The sequence below is a fragment of the Arthrobacter cupressi genome (genome assembly GCF_900099975.1).
In the GTDB taxonomy this organism is placed as follows: Bacteria; Actinomycetota; Actinomycetes; order Actinomycetales; family Micrococcaceae; genus Arthrobacter; species Arthrobacter cupressi.
In genome coordinates, this window is sequence record NZ_FNEI01000009.1 from 159,928 (window position 1) to 175,588 (window position 15,661).

Below are 15,661 nucleotides of genomic sequence, written 5' to 3' on the forward strand. Positions count from 1 at the left end.
CGCAAGCCGCGGCAACACCGGGACACCCGAAGTAACCCAGCGTCGCCCGGCGAAAGCCTGCGCAAAGAAGCTTGGCCCGGCGCTCCCTGCCTGCCTAACCTCGTTGCACGTGGTGTACCCAAGAGGCCAGGGAGCTGCCTGCAAAGCAGCGCACGCGGGTTCGAATCCCGCCACCACGTCTTTGCCGGATCTTTACCGCCGGCCCCGCGCCAGCGATCATGAGATGAGGCGCAGGGACTTCGCCGACCGCCCCAGCACGGCCGCTCCCTTGCGCGGCGGAGGCGTAGCGACATGTCACCCAGGATCGAGCCCGCGGACGGCTTCCTGACCGACTACTACGAACACGTGGCCGACGACGATGTGCGCAGCTACACCCCCGAAACCCTGCTGGAACGGGCCCGCTACCACCGTTCCCTGGCCGAACGGCGCGAGCCCGGACAGACCCTCATCGGCGTCCTGAGTGAGACCGACGCCAGCCTGGTAGCCATCGTCACCGAAGACCTGCCCTACCTCCTCCCCTCCGCCACCGCCGAGATCGCGCGCGACACCGCCGCCATCCGGTTGCTGGTCCACCCCACCTTCACCGTCGAACGCGACCCCGCCTCCCACCGCCTGACCGGCATCCACCGGGGGCCGCACCGCCTGGGGCTGCCGGCCGCCGTCGACCCTTCCGCTGGAACGGCGCCGGTTGGTCCGGTCACCACCCAGGACGTGGACGACGGCGGCGCGGACGACGGCGGTTCCCTCACCGAAGCGTGGCTGGCCATCGAAATCCCCCGGCTCGCGGACCAGGAGAGCGCCGACCGGCTCACGGAGCGGCTGCACGCCGTCATCCACGATGTCCGCGCCGCCGCGGAAGACACGGCGGCCATCCACGAGGAACTGGCGGCGGAAATCCGCCGGCTGGATGGTGTGCCCGGAGGCGAGGAAGCCCGGAAGCTGCTGCTCTGGCTGAACGACGGGAACTTCATCTTCCTGGGCTACCGCGGGCGGCGCGGGCTGGGACTGCTGCGGGACACGGCTCCCGCCGTCGTGACAAGTGCTCCCGCCGCACAGACAAGGATCGACACCGCCGGTCCCGCCCCGGTCCTCACCCTCACGAAGTCCACGCTCCGCTCCACCGTCCTGCGCCGTGCCTACCTTGACGAAATCAGCCTGGCCGGCGGCACGGATCCCGGGGGCGCGGGCTCCGGCGAGCGCACCTTCGTGGGACTCTTCGCGCCGAGTTCGACGGCGCGTTCCGCCCTGGAGATCCCCGTCATCAAGGACACGGTGGAGGAGGTGCTGCGCGGCTTCGGCTTCCCGGCAGCCTCGCATTCGGCCAAGGAATTGCTGTCCGTCATCGAGGCCTATCCGCGGGACGAACTCTTCCATATCGACGCCGCGCAGCTGGCGGCGCACGCCCGCGACATCCTGCGCCTGCAGGAACGGCACAGCACCCGGCTGTTCCTCCGGCCTGACTCGTACGGCCGTTTCATGACCGCCCTGGTCTTCCTCCCGCGCCGCCGCTACAGCACCGCAGTCCGGCTGAACATCGAGCGGGAACTGCGTGAGGCGTTCGGGTCCGACGCGATCGAATTCGAACTCCGGCTGGGCGAATCCGCCATGGCGCGGGTCTTCTTCCGGATCCTGCTGCCGCACGCCGAGGCCCTGGCCGGCGCCGGAACGCCCACCGAAACCTCCGATCCCGCCCAGCCCGCCGTCATCGATTCCGCGGCACTGGAGCAGCGCATCATCGCCGCCACGCGATCCTGGGCACAGGGCCTGGACGAGGCCCTGCAGGCGCGGCTCCCCGCGGACGAAGCCACGCGGCTCTCGCGGCTCTGGGCCGCGGCCTTCCCGGCCAGCTACAAGGCCGACTATGAGGTTGAGGACGCGGTGGAGGACATCGCGAAGTTCGAAAGCTTCGCCCCGGGGGACGACGACACAGCGGACCCGCTGCTGACCGTATACCGGCGCCCGGGGACGGCGGTGCTGTCCGAGGATGCCCGTATCCGGCTCTACATGACCCGGCCGCAAAGCCTCACCCAGATCCTGCCGTTCTTCCACAACCTCGGCCTGAAAGTGCTGGACCAACGGCCCTTCACCGTGCTGCGCGCCGACGGCCGGCAGTTCTTCCTGTACGACCTCGGCCTCAAGTACCCCCGCGGGGTGGACCCGCTGGCCACCGGCGAACTGCTGGCGGGTTCCTTCTCCGCCGCGATGCGCGGCGACGCGGAGTCCGACGCCTTCGACCAACTGGTCCTGCGTGAAGGGCTCGGTTGGCGGCGGACCGCCATCCTGCGCGCCTATGCCAAGTACCTCCGGCAACTCGGCAGCACCAACTCCTACGGCTTCATCGCGGACACGCTCCGGGAAAACACCAAGGCGACCCACGCCTTGCTTGACCTGTTCGAGGCGAAGTTCGATCCGGACCGCTTTGCACCTGACCTCTTTGAGCCGGAGGTCCTCGATCCGGGCCCGGCCGATGGGGAGGGCCTGGACGGGGACGTGTTCGAAGGGGTCCGCAGCGAATACAGCCACCGCACCCAGGCCGTCCACGCCGCCCGCAGGAAACTGAACAAGGCAATCGACGCCGTCCCGGGCCTGGACGCCGACCGCCTGCTGCGCTCCCTGGCGAGCCTCGTGGAAGCCACCCTGCGCACCAACTTCTACCTCGGCAAGCCGTACATGAGCTTCAAGCTCAATCCCTCCGGCATCCCCGCTGCGCCGCCGCCCCGGCCGAAGTTCGAAATCTGGGTGTACTCCCCGCGGGTCGAAGGCGTCCACCTGCGCTTCGGCCCGATCGCCCGTGGCGGCCTGCGCTGGTCGGACCGGCGCGAGGACTTCCGCACCGAGATCCTGGGCCTGGTGAAGGCCCAGACCGTCAAGAATGCCGTGATCGTCCCCACCGGCGCCAAAGGCGGCTTCTTCCCCAAGGGCCTGCCCGATCCCACCGAGGACCGTGCGGCCTGGCTGGCGGAAGGCCAGGAAAGCTACAGGACGTTTGTCCGCGGCCTGCTGGACATCACGGACAACCTGGTGCCGGATCCCGACGGCGGCGGTGAGGGCCGTGTGGTGCCGCCGCCCCGCGTGGTGCGGCACGACGGCGACGACTACTACCTGGTGGTGGCCGCGGACAAGGGGACGGCCGCGTTCTCGGACCTCGCCAACGCCCTGGCCGCCGAGTACGGCTTCTGGCTCGGCGACGCCTTCGCGTCGGGCGGCTCGGTGGGCTATGACCACAAGCTGATGGGCATCACCGCCCGCGGCGCCTGGGAGTCGGTGCGGCACCATTTCAAGGAACTGATGATCGATTCCGAAACCGAGGACTTCACGGTGGTGGGCATCGGCGACATGAGCGGCGACGTCTTCGGCAACGGCATGCTCCTGTCCAAACACATCAAACTCGTGGCGGCCTTCGACCACCGGCACATCTTCCTTGACCCAACGCCCGACCCGGCGGTTTCCTATGCCGAACGCGAGCGGCTCTTCAAGCTCCCCCGCTCCTCCTGGGCCGACTACAAGCCCGGAAAGATCAGCGCCGGCGGAGGCGTGTACTCACGCGCCGAGAAATCGATCCCGCTCAGCGAGGAGGCCCGGCTCGCCCTGGGACTGGAAGAAGGCACGACGGCGATGAGCCCGCCGGATCTTCTGCGTGCGGTCCTAATGGCCCCCGTGGACCTGCTCTACAACGGCGGAATCGGCACGTACGTCAAGGCGTCCACGGAGGCCCATTCCGACGTCGGGGATAAATCCAATGACGCCATCCGGATCAACGCCGCCCAACTGCGTTGCCACATCATCGCCGAAGGCGGGAACCTCGGAATCACTCAGCGGGGCCGGGTGGAGGCTGCGCTGGCCGGCATCCTGGTGAACTCGGATGCGATCGACAACTCGGCCGGTGTGGACTGCTCGGACCATGAGGTCAACATCAAGATCTTCCTGGACCGGATGATCGCCGCCGGCAGGATGTCCGTGGAGGAAAGGACGGGGTTCCTGCATTCGCTGCAGGACGAGGTGGGGCGCCTGGTCCTGAAGACCAACAACGACCAGAACACGCTGCTGCTCAATGACAAGCAGCTGGCCGTGGAATGGAGCCCGAGCTTCGAGCGGACCATGGACTGGCTGGAAGCGGTCACGGACCTGGACCGGGACCTTGAATGCCTCCCCCGCAACGAGGACCTCCGGGCCCGAGTGCAGACGGGCAAGGGACTGACGACGCCGGAGCTCGCAGTGCTGGCGGCCTACGCCAAGATCGAGCTCGCCCGCGAACTGACCGAAGGCGGCCTGTCCGATGATCCGTGGTTCTCGCAGACCCTGCAGGACTATTTCCCGCGCCAAATCACCGAACGGTTCGGTGAACACCTTTCGACGCACCCGCTGCGCCGCCAGATCGTGGCCACCGTCGTGGCGAACGACATGATCAACATGGGCGGCATCGCCTTCGCTTTCCGGGCCATGGAAGAGACCACGGTGTCGGCCACTGCCGTTGCCCGCGGTTTCGTGGTCATGCGGCAGATCTGGAACTTCGATGCGATCACGGAGGACATCGCCCGGCTGTCCGCCAGCATTGCCGGCCAGCACCGTGCCGCGATCTCCCTGGACATGCGGCGCCTGCTCGACCGCTCCGTCCGCTGGTACGTCACCCACGACTTCCGCGACAAGCCAGTGGCCGACGCGCTGGCCCGGTTGGAAGGGCCGATGTCCTCGATGCAGGCCAACTTCACGGGCCTGCTGCACGGCAACAACCTGGCCCATTCCCTGAAACGGCTTGCCCACACAGACTCCGTCGGTGTGCCGCACAAGCTGGGGATCCGGGCCTCGGAGCTGTTGGTCAACTACGGCCTGCTGGACATCACCGCTATCGCAGAGGAGTTGCAGGAACCGGCGGAGGCGGTGGCCGAAGTCTACTTCGCCGTATTCGAACGCATCTCCGCGATCCCGCTGCTGGAGCACATCACCATGCTTCCGCGAGTCACGCACTGGGAAACGCTGGCCCGGGCCGCGCTGCGGGATGACATGTATCTCGTCCTGGCGGATATGACCAAGGAGGTTGTCCGGCATACTTCGCGTTCGGCAGGTGCGTCGGCCGATCCGGTGGAGCGGATCGTCGACTGGGAACGCGGAAACATCGAGCAGCTTGCCCGGATCCAGGAAACCATCCAGGAAGCCATCAAGCCCGGTCCCGTGGACATTGCCGCCCTCTCGGTGGCCGTGAAACTGCTCCGGGCGATGGTGCGGCGCTGAGCCCCCGGGATATCCGCGCTGACAGTCATCTTACAAATTTTCGCGGTCGGCCATTATGATTGATCAGTCGCCTTCGCAAGCGGCAAGTAACAGGAGGACCCCCAATATGACCGCTGTAATGACTGAAGACCGCGAAATTCGCTTGTCTTTTGAACGCGCCGACGAGATCCATGACGGACTCGACCGCGCCGTGGATGCCCTGATCGAAAGCGCAGCTGCTGACGTAAACTGCGGCATCCTGGTGACCCGGAACGAACCGGGAAGCTACACGGTTGCCTTCGACGAGTCCGTGCCCTTCGGCCAGACCCGCGAAGCGATCGCAGCCTGACACCCGTCAGGCACAGTCAACACAGGAAACGGCCCTCCGAGCTTCCGTTCAAGCTCAGGGGGCCGTTTCTTGTATAACGGGAGCCTCCTCCTCCACGTGCCCGGCGTCTACGGCGCGCATCCGCAGCTTTCCCGGAGCAGCACCTGGACAGGAAGGACCCTGTGCTCGCACGCCGACGGGACCTCGGCCATCCGTTTGCTCAGGAGCTCGACGGCCACCCGGCCCAGCAGGTCCATGGGTTGGCGCACAGTGGTGAGACCCGGCTGCATAAACCGACCTGCATCGATCCCGTCGAACCCGGTGACTGCAACTTCTTCCGGAACCCTGACCCCGGCCCCGGTGAGGCCCTCGAGGACGCCCAAGGCAGTCTGATCGTTCGCACACACAATCGCCTCGGGCAGGCGCGGCCGGCCGGCCTTGTCGGCGAGCAGCGCTGCGACGGCTTCGCGTGCGTCTGACCTGCCGGTCGTGCCATCCAGAACAATGCCGTCCGGGGCGGCGAGACCGGCTGCCTCAAGAGCGTGAAGGAACCCTGTGTGGCGCGCGTAGCGGTCGTAGTCATCGACGGGCCCTGCGAACCAGAAACTCCTGTACCCGTGGTCCTCGATCAAGTGCTCGACGAGCCTGCGCATCCCGGCATTGTTGTTGACCGTCACGGAAGACATCACCATGGGGTCTTCCGGGAACTGGGCCACTAGGACGATCGGCTTGGTCCGGGCCAGGTGGACGAGCGCTGACTCGGACATCACGTGGGGGAGCACCACAAGGCCATCCACCCGGCGGGCGATCTCGTCCAGGGCCACGCCGCCGGAGTCCAGCTTCTGCCAGCCCACGGCGAGCGGGAGGCCGCGCACGGTGCATTCGAGTTCCACGCCCCGGAGCACCTCGTCGGCGAAGAGCGGGTAGAGCCTTGGACTGGTCGAGGATTCGCGGACTAGAGGGACCTCGTTCTCGTCAAGCCTCTCCGGCATGGCCAGTTCGTCAGGCTCATGGCCGCTGAACGAGTACATGCCGACGACGCCGCTGTGGCGCTCGGCCAGCCCTCGCGCAAGACCGCTCGGGATGTAGCCGAGCGTCTCCACTGCCTTGCGGATCGCCTCCTGCGTGGCAGGCCGGACCTTGTCCGGGGAGCGGAAGAACCTGGACACGGAGGCCGTGGAAACTCCCGCGGCCTCCGCGACGTCATAAACCGTTGGCGTGGTGCTGGCAGACACAGAATCCCCTTCCCCGAGGGCGTTCGACCACGAGATCCGTTGCTCGGCCAATCGCCGAGGCTAACACACACTGTACGCGCATACATCGTTGAAATAAAAGGGGACGTGACCCTTGCCACAGCAAAATGTATGCGCGTACACTCGGTGGCACGGGCCGATCGTCGACGTCGAACAGCAGTCCCTATGCTCTCCCCTCCCCCTCCCCCTTCCTTTGAGAGGAACAATGATGTTTAAGAAACGAGCTGCCCTGTCGGCGCCAAGAATGCTCCATCCCAGCGCCACAAAAGCAGCCGCCATCGGCCTTTCCGCAGCGCTGCTCCTGACTGCCTGCGGACGCGACAACGGATCCGGTTCCGGATCCACCGAATCAGCTTCCCCAATTGCCTCGGGCCCGGCGACCGGAACAGTCACGGTGTGGGCGCAGGGTGCCGAGGGCACCGCGCTGCCCGCCTTGGCAAAGGAATTCGAGGCCGCCAATCCCGGCGTGAAGGTCAACGTCACGGCCATTCCCTGGGATGCGGCCCACAATAAATACCAGACCGCCATTGCAGGGGGGACCACCCCCGATATCGCCCAGATGGGCACCACCTGGATGAGTGACTTCAGCGATGCCTTTGAAGCCACGCCCAGCGCAGTCGATACGGACGACATCTTCCCCGGTTCGGTGAAGTCGACCGACGTGGGCGGGACCAAGTACGGCGTCCCATGGTACGTGGACGCAAACGTGGTCTTTTACCGCAGCGATCTTGCGGCACGGGCCGGCCATGAGACCTTCCCCACGGACTGGGATGGCTTCAAATCCCTGGCCAAGGACCTCCAGAGCAAGGCCGGCGCCAAGTATGGAGTCGCGCTCCCCGCGGGCGGAGCAGACTCCTTCCAGCGCATTCTGCCGTTTGTCTGGTCGGGCGGGGCTCAATTGGTAAACAAGGACAGCACCAAATGGACGCTGGACACGCCGGAACTCGCTGAAGCCCTGAACTACTACAACAGTTTCTTCACCGAAGGCATTGCCGACAAGAACCCTGCCACCGGTGCAGGTGCTGCCGAGTCCGCCTTCGTGAATGGATCCGTTCCCATGTGGATCGGCGGTCCGTCGGGGATCGGTGAGCTCGAAAAGGCCGGCGGCGCGGGATTCGCCGACAAGTACAAGGTGGCCTTGGTCCCGAAGCAGAAGTCGGCAACGTCCTTTGCCGGCGGCTCCAACCTGGTCGTGTTCAAGAAATCCCAGAACCGGGACGCGGCCTGGAAGTTCATCCAATGGCTTACCCAGCCGGAAATCCAGGTCAAGTGGTACAAGGCGACCGGGGACCTGCCCGCTTCCCAGTCGGCTTGGAAAGACCCGTCGCTCTCCGGCGACTCCAAGCTTGCCGTCTTCGGCGACCAGCTCAAGGACGTCAACTCCCCGCCGTCCTTGACGACATGGACGCAGGTGTCTGCCGCCGCCGACACCCAACTGGAGCAAATCGTGAAGGCCGGAAAAGACCCGGCTTCGGCCCTAAAGGAACTGCAGTCCACGGCCGACACAATCGGGACGGGCCGCTGAACATGAGCACGACGTCCAGCCGCACCCCGTTGCCGCCCGCATCCCGGTCGCCCCGGGGTGCGGCCGGACCCTCCTTGCGCCGCCGCAAGCAGGCACTCGTCGCGTGGATGTTCGCGGTCCCTTTCGTGGCGATCTTCGCCGTCTTCATGCTGGTTCCGCTGGTTTCGTCCTTCGCGATGTCCTTCACTGACTTCACCAGCCGTGACGTCCAGAACCCGGCCGCGGTCAGTTTCGTCGGCATCGAGCAGTACGCGACATTGCTCGCCAACGCGCAGTTCGTCCATTCGATGCTCAACACCGCCTACTTCGTCGCCGTTGGCATACCACTGACCATGGCCGTGGCGCTGGCCCTCGCTGTGGCGCTGAATAGTGGAATCAAACGCTTCCGGACTGCTTTCCGCGTTGGGTTCTACACCCCAGTGGTCACCAGCATTGTTGCCGTGGCTGTCGTGTGGCGGTTCATCCTGCAGCCGGACGGCCTGCTGAACACCATCCTGGGCGCTGTGGGAATCCACGGCCCTGACTGGCTCAACAGCACCACGTGGGCCATGCCGTCCATGATCCTGATGGCCGTGTGGCGGAACATGGGCACGCTGATGATCATTTTCCTAGCCGGGCTGCAAAACGTGTCGACGGAAATGCTCGAAGCCGCCGAAGTGGACGGTGCCAATGCCTGGCAGCGGTTCACCAGGATTACGCTACCCACCCTGCGCCCCACCCTGCTGCTGGGCGCCGTGCTACTCTCCGTCGGCTACCTGCAGTTCTTCGAAGAGCCGTTCGTGATGACCAAGGGCGGGCCGCTCGATTCGACCCTATCCATCAGCTACTTCACCTACAACCAGTTCGGGTTCGGCAAGTACGGCCTGGCATCTGCCGCCAGCTATGTGCTCTTCGTCGCCATCGCGCTGCTGAGCCTCGTCCAGTTCCGTGCCCTCCGGTCGAAGGACTAGCACTGCCATGACAATTCCAACAGAAACCCTCACGCCCGGACCCTTGCGGAGCGAATCCGATCGGCCTGCACGCCGACCCCGCCCACGCGGCCAAGGCGCCCGCGCCCTCGTGTATGTCTTGCTGCTGCTCGCCGTGGCCGCCACCCTACTGCCATTCGCCTGGATGCTGCTGGGATCCTTCAAAACCCAGGGTGAGCTCCTCCGCCGGCCGGTCACGTGGTGGCCACAGGAGGGCACTCTTGCCAACTACATTTCCTGGTTCACTGAGCTGCACATCGACAAGTTCTTCGCCAACAGCCTCATCGTTGCCGTCGTCACGGTCCTGGGCAACCTGCTCTTCTGCTCGATGATCGGCTACGCACTGGCGAAGATGAGCTTTCCGGGGAAGCGGTTCCTTTTCTTGCTGGTGATGGTGACCCTGATGGTGCCCGGGGTAGTCACGTTCGTTCCCCTCTTTGTCATGGTCAGCAAACTGGGGCTGGTCAGCACCTACCCGGCGCTGTTCCTTCCGTTCCTGGCCTCGCCCGTGGGCGTCTTCCTGATGCGCCAGTTCATGCTGGGCATCCCGGATTCGATCATTGAGGCGGCACGGATCGACGGAGCCGGTGAGTTCCGGATTTTCACCCGTGTGGTGATGCCCCTTTGCGGCCCGCCGTTGGCCACGCTGGGGATCCTGACTTTCCTGGGCTCGTGGAACAACTTCCTCTGGCCGCTGGTGGCGGCCCAGAGCGAGGATATGTACACCCTGCCGGTGGCGTTGTCTCTCTTCTCTACCGGGCAGAATGCCACCAACTACGGCCTGCTGCTGGCCGGATCGGTCTTGGTCATCACACCGATCGTTGCCCTTTTCGTAGCACTGCAGCGTTTCTTCATCCAAAGCGTCGCCGCCACCGGCATCAAGTAACGCTTTCCCCCGAACACCTGAGAGGTACCACGTGAACCACCTGCAGACTTCCGTCGCGCCCAACGGCACCCATTACCGGGATTTGAACCGCAACGGGGTGATGGATCCCTTTGAGGATCCATCACTCAGCCCGGCGGAACGGACGGCTGACCTCCTCCCCCGGCTCAGCCTCGAAGAGAAGGTGGGTTTGCTGTTTCACACAGTCATTGAGACTGGACCGGACGGGACCTTATTGGAGCGCCCCGGAAATATCAGCAAGTCCGGAACGTCTGCTGTCGTCGCGCACAAGTTCATGAATCACTTCAACGTGCATGCCCTTGGGACCCCACGGCAGGCGGCCCGCTGGAACAACGCGATCCAGAAACTCGCCGAGTCGAACCCGCACGGCATACCGGTCACCATCTCCACGGACCCGAGGCACGCCTTCATTGAAAACACCGGCGTCTCCTTCAATGCGGGCCATTTCTCCCAGTGGCCCGAACCCATCGGTCTCGCCGCCATCGGCAGTGCAGAGCTGATCCGGCGTTTCGCCGACATCGCACGGCAGGAATACACCGCCGTCGGCATCCGTGCCGCGCTGCACCCGACGGTGGACCTTGCCACCGAACCGCGCTGGGGCCGCCAAGCCGGCACCTTCGGCCAGGATAAAGCGCAAACCTCGCGGTTCGCCGTCGAATACCTCAAGGGATTCCAAGGCGATTCCCTTGGCCCGGGCTCCGTTGCCTGCACCACCAAGCACTTTCCCGGGGGCGGCCCGCAGCGCGACGGCGAAGACCCGCACTTCCCCTACGGCCGTGAGCAGGTCTATCCCGGGGGGCGCTTCGAGGAGCACCTTGAACCCTTCCGGACCGCCATCGCCAACCACACCAGCGCGATCATGCCCTACTACGGAATGCCTGTCGGCCTCGAACTCGACGGTGAAGCTGTCGAAGAGGTCGGCTTCGGCTACAACCGGCAAATCATTACCGGGCTCCTGCGGGAAAAGCTCGGCTACGGCGGCGTGGTCCTCAGCGACTGGGAACTTGTCAATGACAACGTCGTGGGAGACAAAGTGCTACCCGCCCGTGCTTGGGGGGTCGAGAACCTGACTGCTGCGGAACGCATGCAGAAAATCCTGAACGCCGGAGTGGACCAGTTCGGCGGGGAAGAGTGCACCGACTTGCTCCTTGGCCTGGTCCGTGACGGCATCGTCAGCGAAGCCCGCATCGACGAATCCGCACGCAGGCTGCTGCTGGTGAAGTTCCAGTTGGGCCTCTTCGACAACCCCTACGTATCGGAGGACGAGGCAGCCGTCCTCGTTGGCAACGATCACTTCCGGGCTGAAGGGCACCGCGCCCAAGCGCGTTCGGTTACGGTGCTGACTGACGGCAAGGCGGACGGAAGCCGCCTGCTGCCGCTCTCCGACAAGCCGCGTATCTACGTCGAAGGCCTGGACCCGGCAGCCTTGGGAAGCACTGGACTCCCTGTGGACGCGCCCGAGGACGCCGATGTCGCCATCATCCGCCTCCACGCGCCGTGGGAGCATCGGCAGGATCTATTCCTGGAAGAGGGCTTCCATGCCGGCTCCCTGGACTTCCCGCCCGGGCTCATTTCGCGGCTGGCTGCCCTATCCAAGAAAGTTCCATTGATCATTGACGTCCGTCTGGACCGCCCCGCGATCCTCACCCCGCTAGCCCAATTCGCCGGCGCGCTGGTAGGCACTTTCGGCGTTTCCGACGCTGCGCTCTTGGACGCCCTCACGGGGCGGATCCTGCCGTGCGGGCGCCTGCCCTTCGAGTTGCCTTCCTCCATGGACGAGGTCCGCGCTTCGCGGCCCGACGTGGCATCCGACACTCCGTCACCGCTCTTCGCCAACGGGCACGGGCTGTCCCTGCTCCGGGGCGCCGACGCCGCCTGATCTCCTGTCCACGGCGGGCTCAGGGCAGCGCGCGGCGGACAGCAAAAAACCGGGGCCCGTTCGAGAACGGACCCCGGTTTTCTTGGAGCCTCAGTCTTTCGAGCCCAGTCTATGCCCGTGGCGCGTTGCGCCCCAGGCGCTTCTGAGGCAGGCTATGCCCGGCGCAGCTCCACGCCGTCGGACTTCATGAAAAGCTGCTTGGCGGCCGCGTCCGCACCGGGTCCGGCAGGCTCAAGCCAGACGACGTTTCCGCTGCCGGAGACCTCCTGGACTTCCCCCGCCGCGATGACCTGCGCGTGCTTGACGACCTCGATCCGCTCCCCTGCAGTCAGGCTTGCCCAGTCGGCAACGGTGACGGCATGTGCGACTCGCCTGGACAGGACGGATCCGCGTGACTTCATTGAACTTCTACCCCTTTGTGGATGTTCGTATCTTCGGTTATGTGTCTCATCCGACACGCCCGCGACATCATCGGCGCGGACATGCCGTACCCCATAAGTTCTACTACACGAAAGGCGCCCCGGACGCGGCTGTTGCCTAACATTTCCGGGGCGCCTTCCAATGTTTACCTGGACCGTACTTTCTTCGGGATCAGGCGAGGATTCCGACGGCGGATTCGGCGGCTTCGCGCACCGCGCCCGAGCCCACCAGGCGGTCGGCCGCTTCCAGCTCCGGGGAGAGGAAACGGTCCGTTCCGGGACCGTCGACGACGGCGCGCAGCACCTCGAGCACAGCCGCACCGGCGGGGCCGGGGGTCAGCTCGCCGTCGGACAGCTTGGTGCGGATGTCGATGGCACGGGCGCTGGTGACCAGTTCCACGGCCAGGACGCGGCGGAGGTTCTCCACGGCCTTGCGCAGCTTGCGGGCGGCGTGCCAGCCCATGGAGACGTGGTCTTCCTGCATGGCGGAACTCGGGATGGAGTCCACCGATGCCGGAACGGCCAGCCGCTTGTTGTCCGAGACGAGCCCGGCCTGGGTGTACTGGGCGATCATGAGGCCGGAGTCCACGCCCGGATCGTCGGCCAGGAAGGCCGGCAGTCCGTGCGAGCGGGCCGGGTCCAGCATGCGGTCCGTGCGGCGCTCGGCGATGGAGGACAGGTCCGCCACGGCGATCGCCAGGAAGTCCAGCACGTAGGCCACGGGGGCGCCGTGGAAGTTGCCGTTGGAGGACACGCGGCCGTCCGGGAGGACCACCGGGTTGTCGATCGCGGCGGCCAGTTCGCGGGTGGCCACGAGCTCGGCGTGGGTCACGGTGTCGCGGACGGCACCGGCAACCTGCGGGGCGCAGCGCAGCGAGTAGGCGTCCTGGACCCGGGAGTCGCCTTCACGGTGCGAGGCCACGATCGGCGAGTTGGACAGCACCTTCAGCATGTTGTCCGCGCTGGCGGCCTGGCCCGGGTGCGGGCGCAGGGCAGCGTGCAGCTCGGGCAGGAACACCTGGTCCGTGCCGAGCAGCGCCTCGACGCTGAGCGCGGCGGTGATGTCCGCCGTCGTCATCAGGTTGCGGAGGTCGGCGATGGCCATGAGCAGCATGCCGAGCATGCCCTCGGTGCCGTTGACCAGCGCCAGGCCTTCCTTCTCGGCCAGGACAACCGGCTCGATGCCGTGCTGGGCGAGCAGTTCGGCGACGGCGGGGCGGCCTTCGACGCCGTAGAGCTCGCCGTCGGGGCCGGTGGCTTCGCCTTCACCCATGAGCACCAGGGCGCAGTGCGAGAGCGGGGCGAGGTCGCCGGAGCAGCCGAGCGAACCGAACTCCTTGACCACCGGGGTGATGCCGGCGTTGAGCAGCTTGACGAAGGTCACCAGGACCACCGGGCGGACGCCGGTGCGGCCCGAAGCCAGGGTCTTGGCACGCAGGAACATGATGCCGCGGATGACTTCGCGTTCCACGGCCGGGCCCATGCCGGCGGCGTGGCTGCGGATCAGCGACTTCTGCAGCTGGGTGCGCAGTTCGTTCGGGATGTGGCGGTTGGCGAGGGCACCGAAACCGGTGGACACGCCGTAGGCCGGGGTCTCGCTGTGGGCGAGGCCGTCGATGTGGGCGCGGACCTTGGCCACGGTGTCCAGGGCTTCCTGGGAGATGGTGACCTTCGCGTCATGGCGTGCGACGGCGAGGACGTCCTCGGCGGTGATGCCGCTGGAGCCGAGGGTGACGGTCAGCGCTTCATGGGTGGTGAGAGTCATGATTCCTACTTCTCGTTCATGGGGATGCGGACGCCGCGTTCTGCGGCGACCTCGACGGCGCGGTCGTAGCCGGCGTCGACGTGGCGGATGACGCCCATGCCGGGGTCGTTGGTCAGGAGCCGTTCGAGCTTCTGGGCCGCGAGTTCGGTGCCGTCGGCCACGGAAACCTGCCCGGTGTGGATGGAACGGCCGATCCCGACGCCGCCGCCGTGGTGGATGGACACCCAGGTCGCGCCCGAGGACGCGGCGGTCAGGGCGTTCAGCAGCGGCCAGTCCGCGATCGCGTCCGAGCCGTCCTTCATGGCCTCGGTCTCCCGGTACGGGGAGGCCACGGAACCGGAGTCCAGGTGGTCACGGCCGATCACGATCGGGGCCTTGACCTTGCCCTCAGCCACCAGCTTGTTGAAGAGCAGGCCGGCCTGGTGGCGTTCGCCGTAGCCCAGCCAGCAGATCCGGGCCGGCAGGCCCTCGTACTCCACCCGGTCCTGGGCGGCGTCGATCCACTTGTGCAGGTGCTTGTTCTCCGGGAAGAGCTCCTTGATGGCCTCGTCGGTGACGCGGATGTCTTCCGGGTCCCCGGACAGCGCCACCCAGCGGAACGGGCCCAGGCCCTCGCAGAACAGCGGACGGATGTACGCCGGGACGAAACCGGGGAACTCGAAGGCCCGGCCGTAGCCGCCCTTGCGCGCCTCATCCCGGATCGAGTTGCCGTAGTCGAACACCTCGGCGCCGGCGTCCTGGAACTCGACCATGGCCTGTACGTGGCGGGCCATGGACGCCTGGGCCTTCTTGGTGAACCCTTCCGGATCGGCCTCGGCCTCGGCGTGCCATTCGGCCACCGTGATGCCCTCGGGCAGGTAGGACAGCGGATCATGCGCACTGGTCTGGTCGGTGACGACGTCGATGGTCAGTTCCCCGGCCTGGTGACGGCGCAGCAGTTCCGGGAAGACCTCCGCGGCGTTGCCCACATAACCCACGGACCAGCCGCGGCGCTCTTCCTTGGCCTTGTTCACCTTGGCGATCGCGGCATCCAGGTCGGTCTCGACCTCGTCCAGGTAGCGCTTGCCCACGCGGCGACGCAAACGGGACTCGTCCACGTCCACGATCAGGCACGCCCCGTCATTCAGCGTCACGGCCAAAGGCTGGGCCCCGCCCATGCCGCCGCAACCACCGGTCAGGGTCAGGGTCCCCGCCAAGGGCCCTTCGGTGGAACCCTCCGCGGCCGGTGCCGGGTGGCGGCCCTCAGCCTTGAGCTTGTTGCCCACGGCGGCGAAGGTCTCATACGTGCCCTGCAGGATGCCCTGGGTACCGATGTAAATCCAGGACCCGGCAGTCATCTGCCCGTACATCATCAGGCCCTCGGCCTCCAGGCGCCGGAACTCCGGCCACGTCGCCCAGTCACCCACGAGGTT

General features: G+C 66.2%; 10 protein-coding genes and 1 tRNA gene. 7 read left to right on the forward strand and 4 right to left on the reverse strand.

The genetic code is table 11. The annotated features are described in order from the left end of the window. Positions 1–108 precede the first annotated feature (108 nt). The 3 genes from BLP88_RS12125 to BLP88_RS12135 all read left to right on the forward strand — a co-directional run bounded on the left by BLP88_RS12125 (position 109) and on the right by BLP88_RS12135 (position 5,557). A tRNA-Cys gene (locus BLP88_RS12125) sits at positions 109–179 on the forward strand. 112 nt (positions 180–291) lie between these two features. Further along, the gene (locus BLP88_RS12130; protein WP_074589507.1) at positions 292–5,229 is read left to right on the forward strand and encodes an NAD-glutamate dehydrogenase; all 4,938 of its coding nucleotides are present in this window, start codon (positions 292–294) and stop codon (positions 5,227–5,229) included. A gap of 118 nt (positions 5,230–5,347) precedes the next feature. Next, positions 5,348–5,557, forward strand: a complete 210-nt coding sequence (locus BLP88_RS12135; RefSeq protein WP_175453544.1) for a hypothetical protein — start codon at positions 5,348–5,350, stop codon at positions 5,555–5,557. A gap of 107 nt (positions 5,558–5,664) precedes the next feature. On the opposite strand, the gene BLP88_RS12140 is transcribed toward BLP88_RS12135, so the two are convergent. After that, positions 5,665–6,771, reverse strand: a complete 1,107-nt coding sequence (locus BLP88_RS12140) for a LacI family DNA-binding transcriptional regulator (protein ID WP_074589510.1) — start codon at positions 6,769–6,771, stop codon at positions 5,665–5,667. A gap of 262 nt (positions 6,772–7,033) precedes the next feature. On the opposite strand from BLP88_RS12140, the gene BLP88_RS12145 reads away from it, so the two are divergent. The 4 genes from BLP88_RS12145 (at position 7,034) to BLP88_RS12160 (ending at position 12,065) form a co-directional block, all read left to right on the forward strand. Then, the gene (locus BLP88_RS12145; protein ID WP_074589512.1) at positions 7,034–8,314 is read left to right on the forward strand and encodes a sugar ABC transporter substrate-binding protein; all 1,281 of its coding nucleotides are present in this window, start codon (positions 7,034–7,036) and stop codon (positions 8,312–8,314) included. 2 nt (positions 8,315–8,316) lie between these two features. Next, complete coding sequence (locus BLP88_RS12150; RefSeq protein WP_074589514.1) at positions 8,317–9,264, forward strand: carbohydrate ABC transporter permease; 948 nt, start codon at positions 8,317–8,319, stop codon at positions 9,262–9,264. A 7-nt stretch (positions 9,265–9,271) separates the two neighbouring features. Beyond that, positions 9,272–10,168 (forward strand): carbohydrate ABC transporter permease, encoded by an 897-nt coding sequence (locus BLP88_RS12155; RefSeq protein ID WP_074589516.1) that lies wholly within the window; start codon positions 9,272–9,274, stop codon positions 10,166–10,168. A gap of 100 nt (positions 10,169–10,268) precedes the next feature. Beyond that, a complete protein-coding gene (locus BLP88_RS12160; protein WP_084111146.1) occupies positions 10,269–12,065 on the forward strand; it encodes a glycoside hydrolase family 3 protein in 1,797 nt (598 codons plus the stop codon). Between the two features lie 152 nt (positions 12,066–12,217). Here the strand turns inward: BLP88_RS12160 and BLP88_RS12165 are convergent, their stop codons facing one another. The 3 genes from BLP88_RS12165 to BLP88_RS12175 form a co-directional block, all read right to left on the reverse strand. Continuing rightward, on the reverse strand, positions 12,218–12,466 hold the full coding sequence (locus BLP88_RS12165; RefSeq protein WP_074589517.1) for a hypothetical protein: 249 nt from the start codon (positions 12,464–12,466) through the stop codon (positions 12,218–12,220). A gap of 190 nt (positions 12,467–12,656) precedes the next feature. Further along, entirely contained in the window at positions 12,657–14,249 is a 1,593-nt protein-coding gene (gene hutH / locus BLP88_RS12170) for a histidine ammonia-lyase (protein ID WP_074589519.1), read from the reverse strand. Between the two features lie 5 nt (positions 14,250–14,254). Further along, positions 14,255–15,661 (reverse strand): urocanate hydratase (locus tag BLP88_RS12175; protein WP_074589546.1); only part of this gene is annotated, 1,407 nt, incomplete at its 5' end.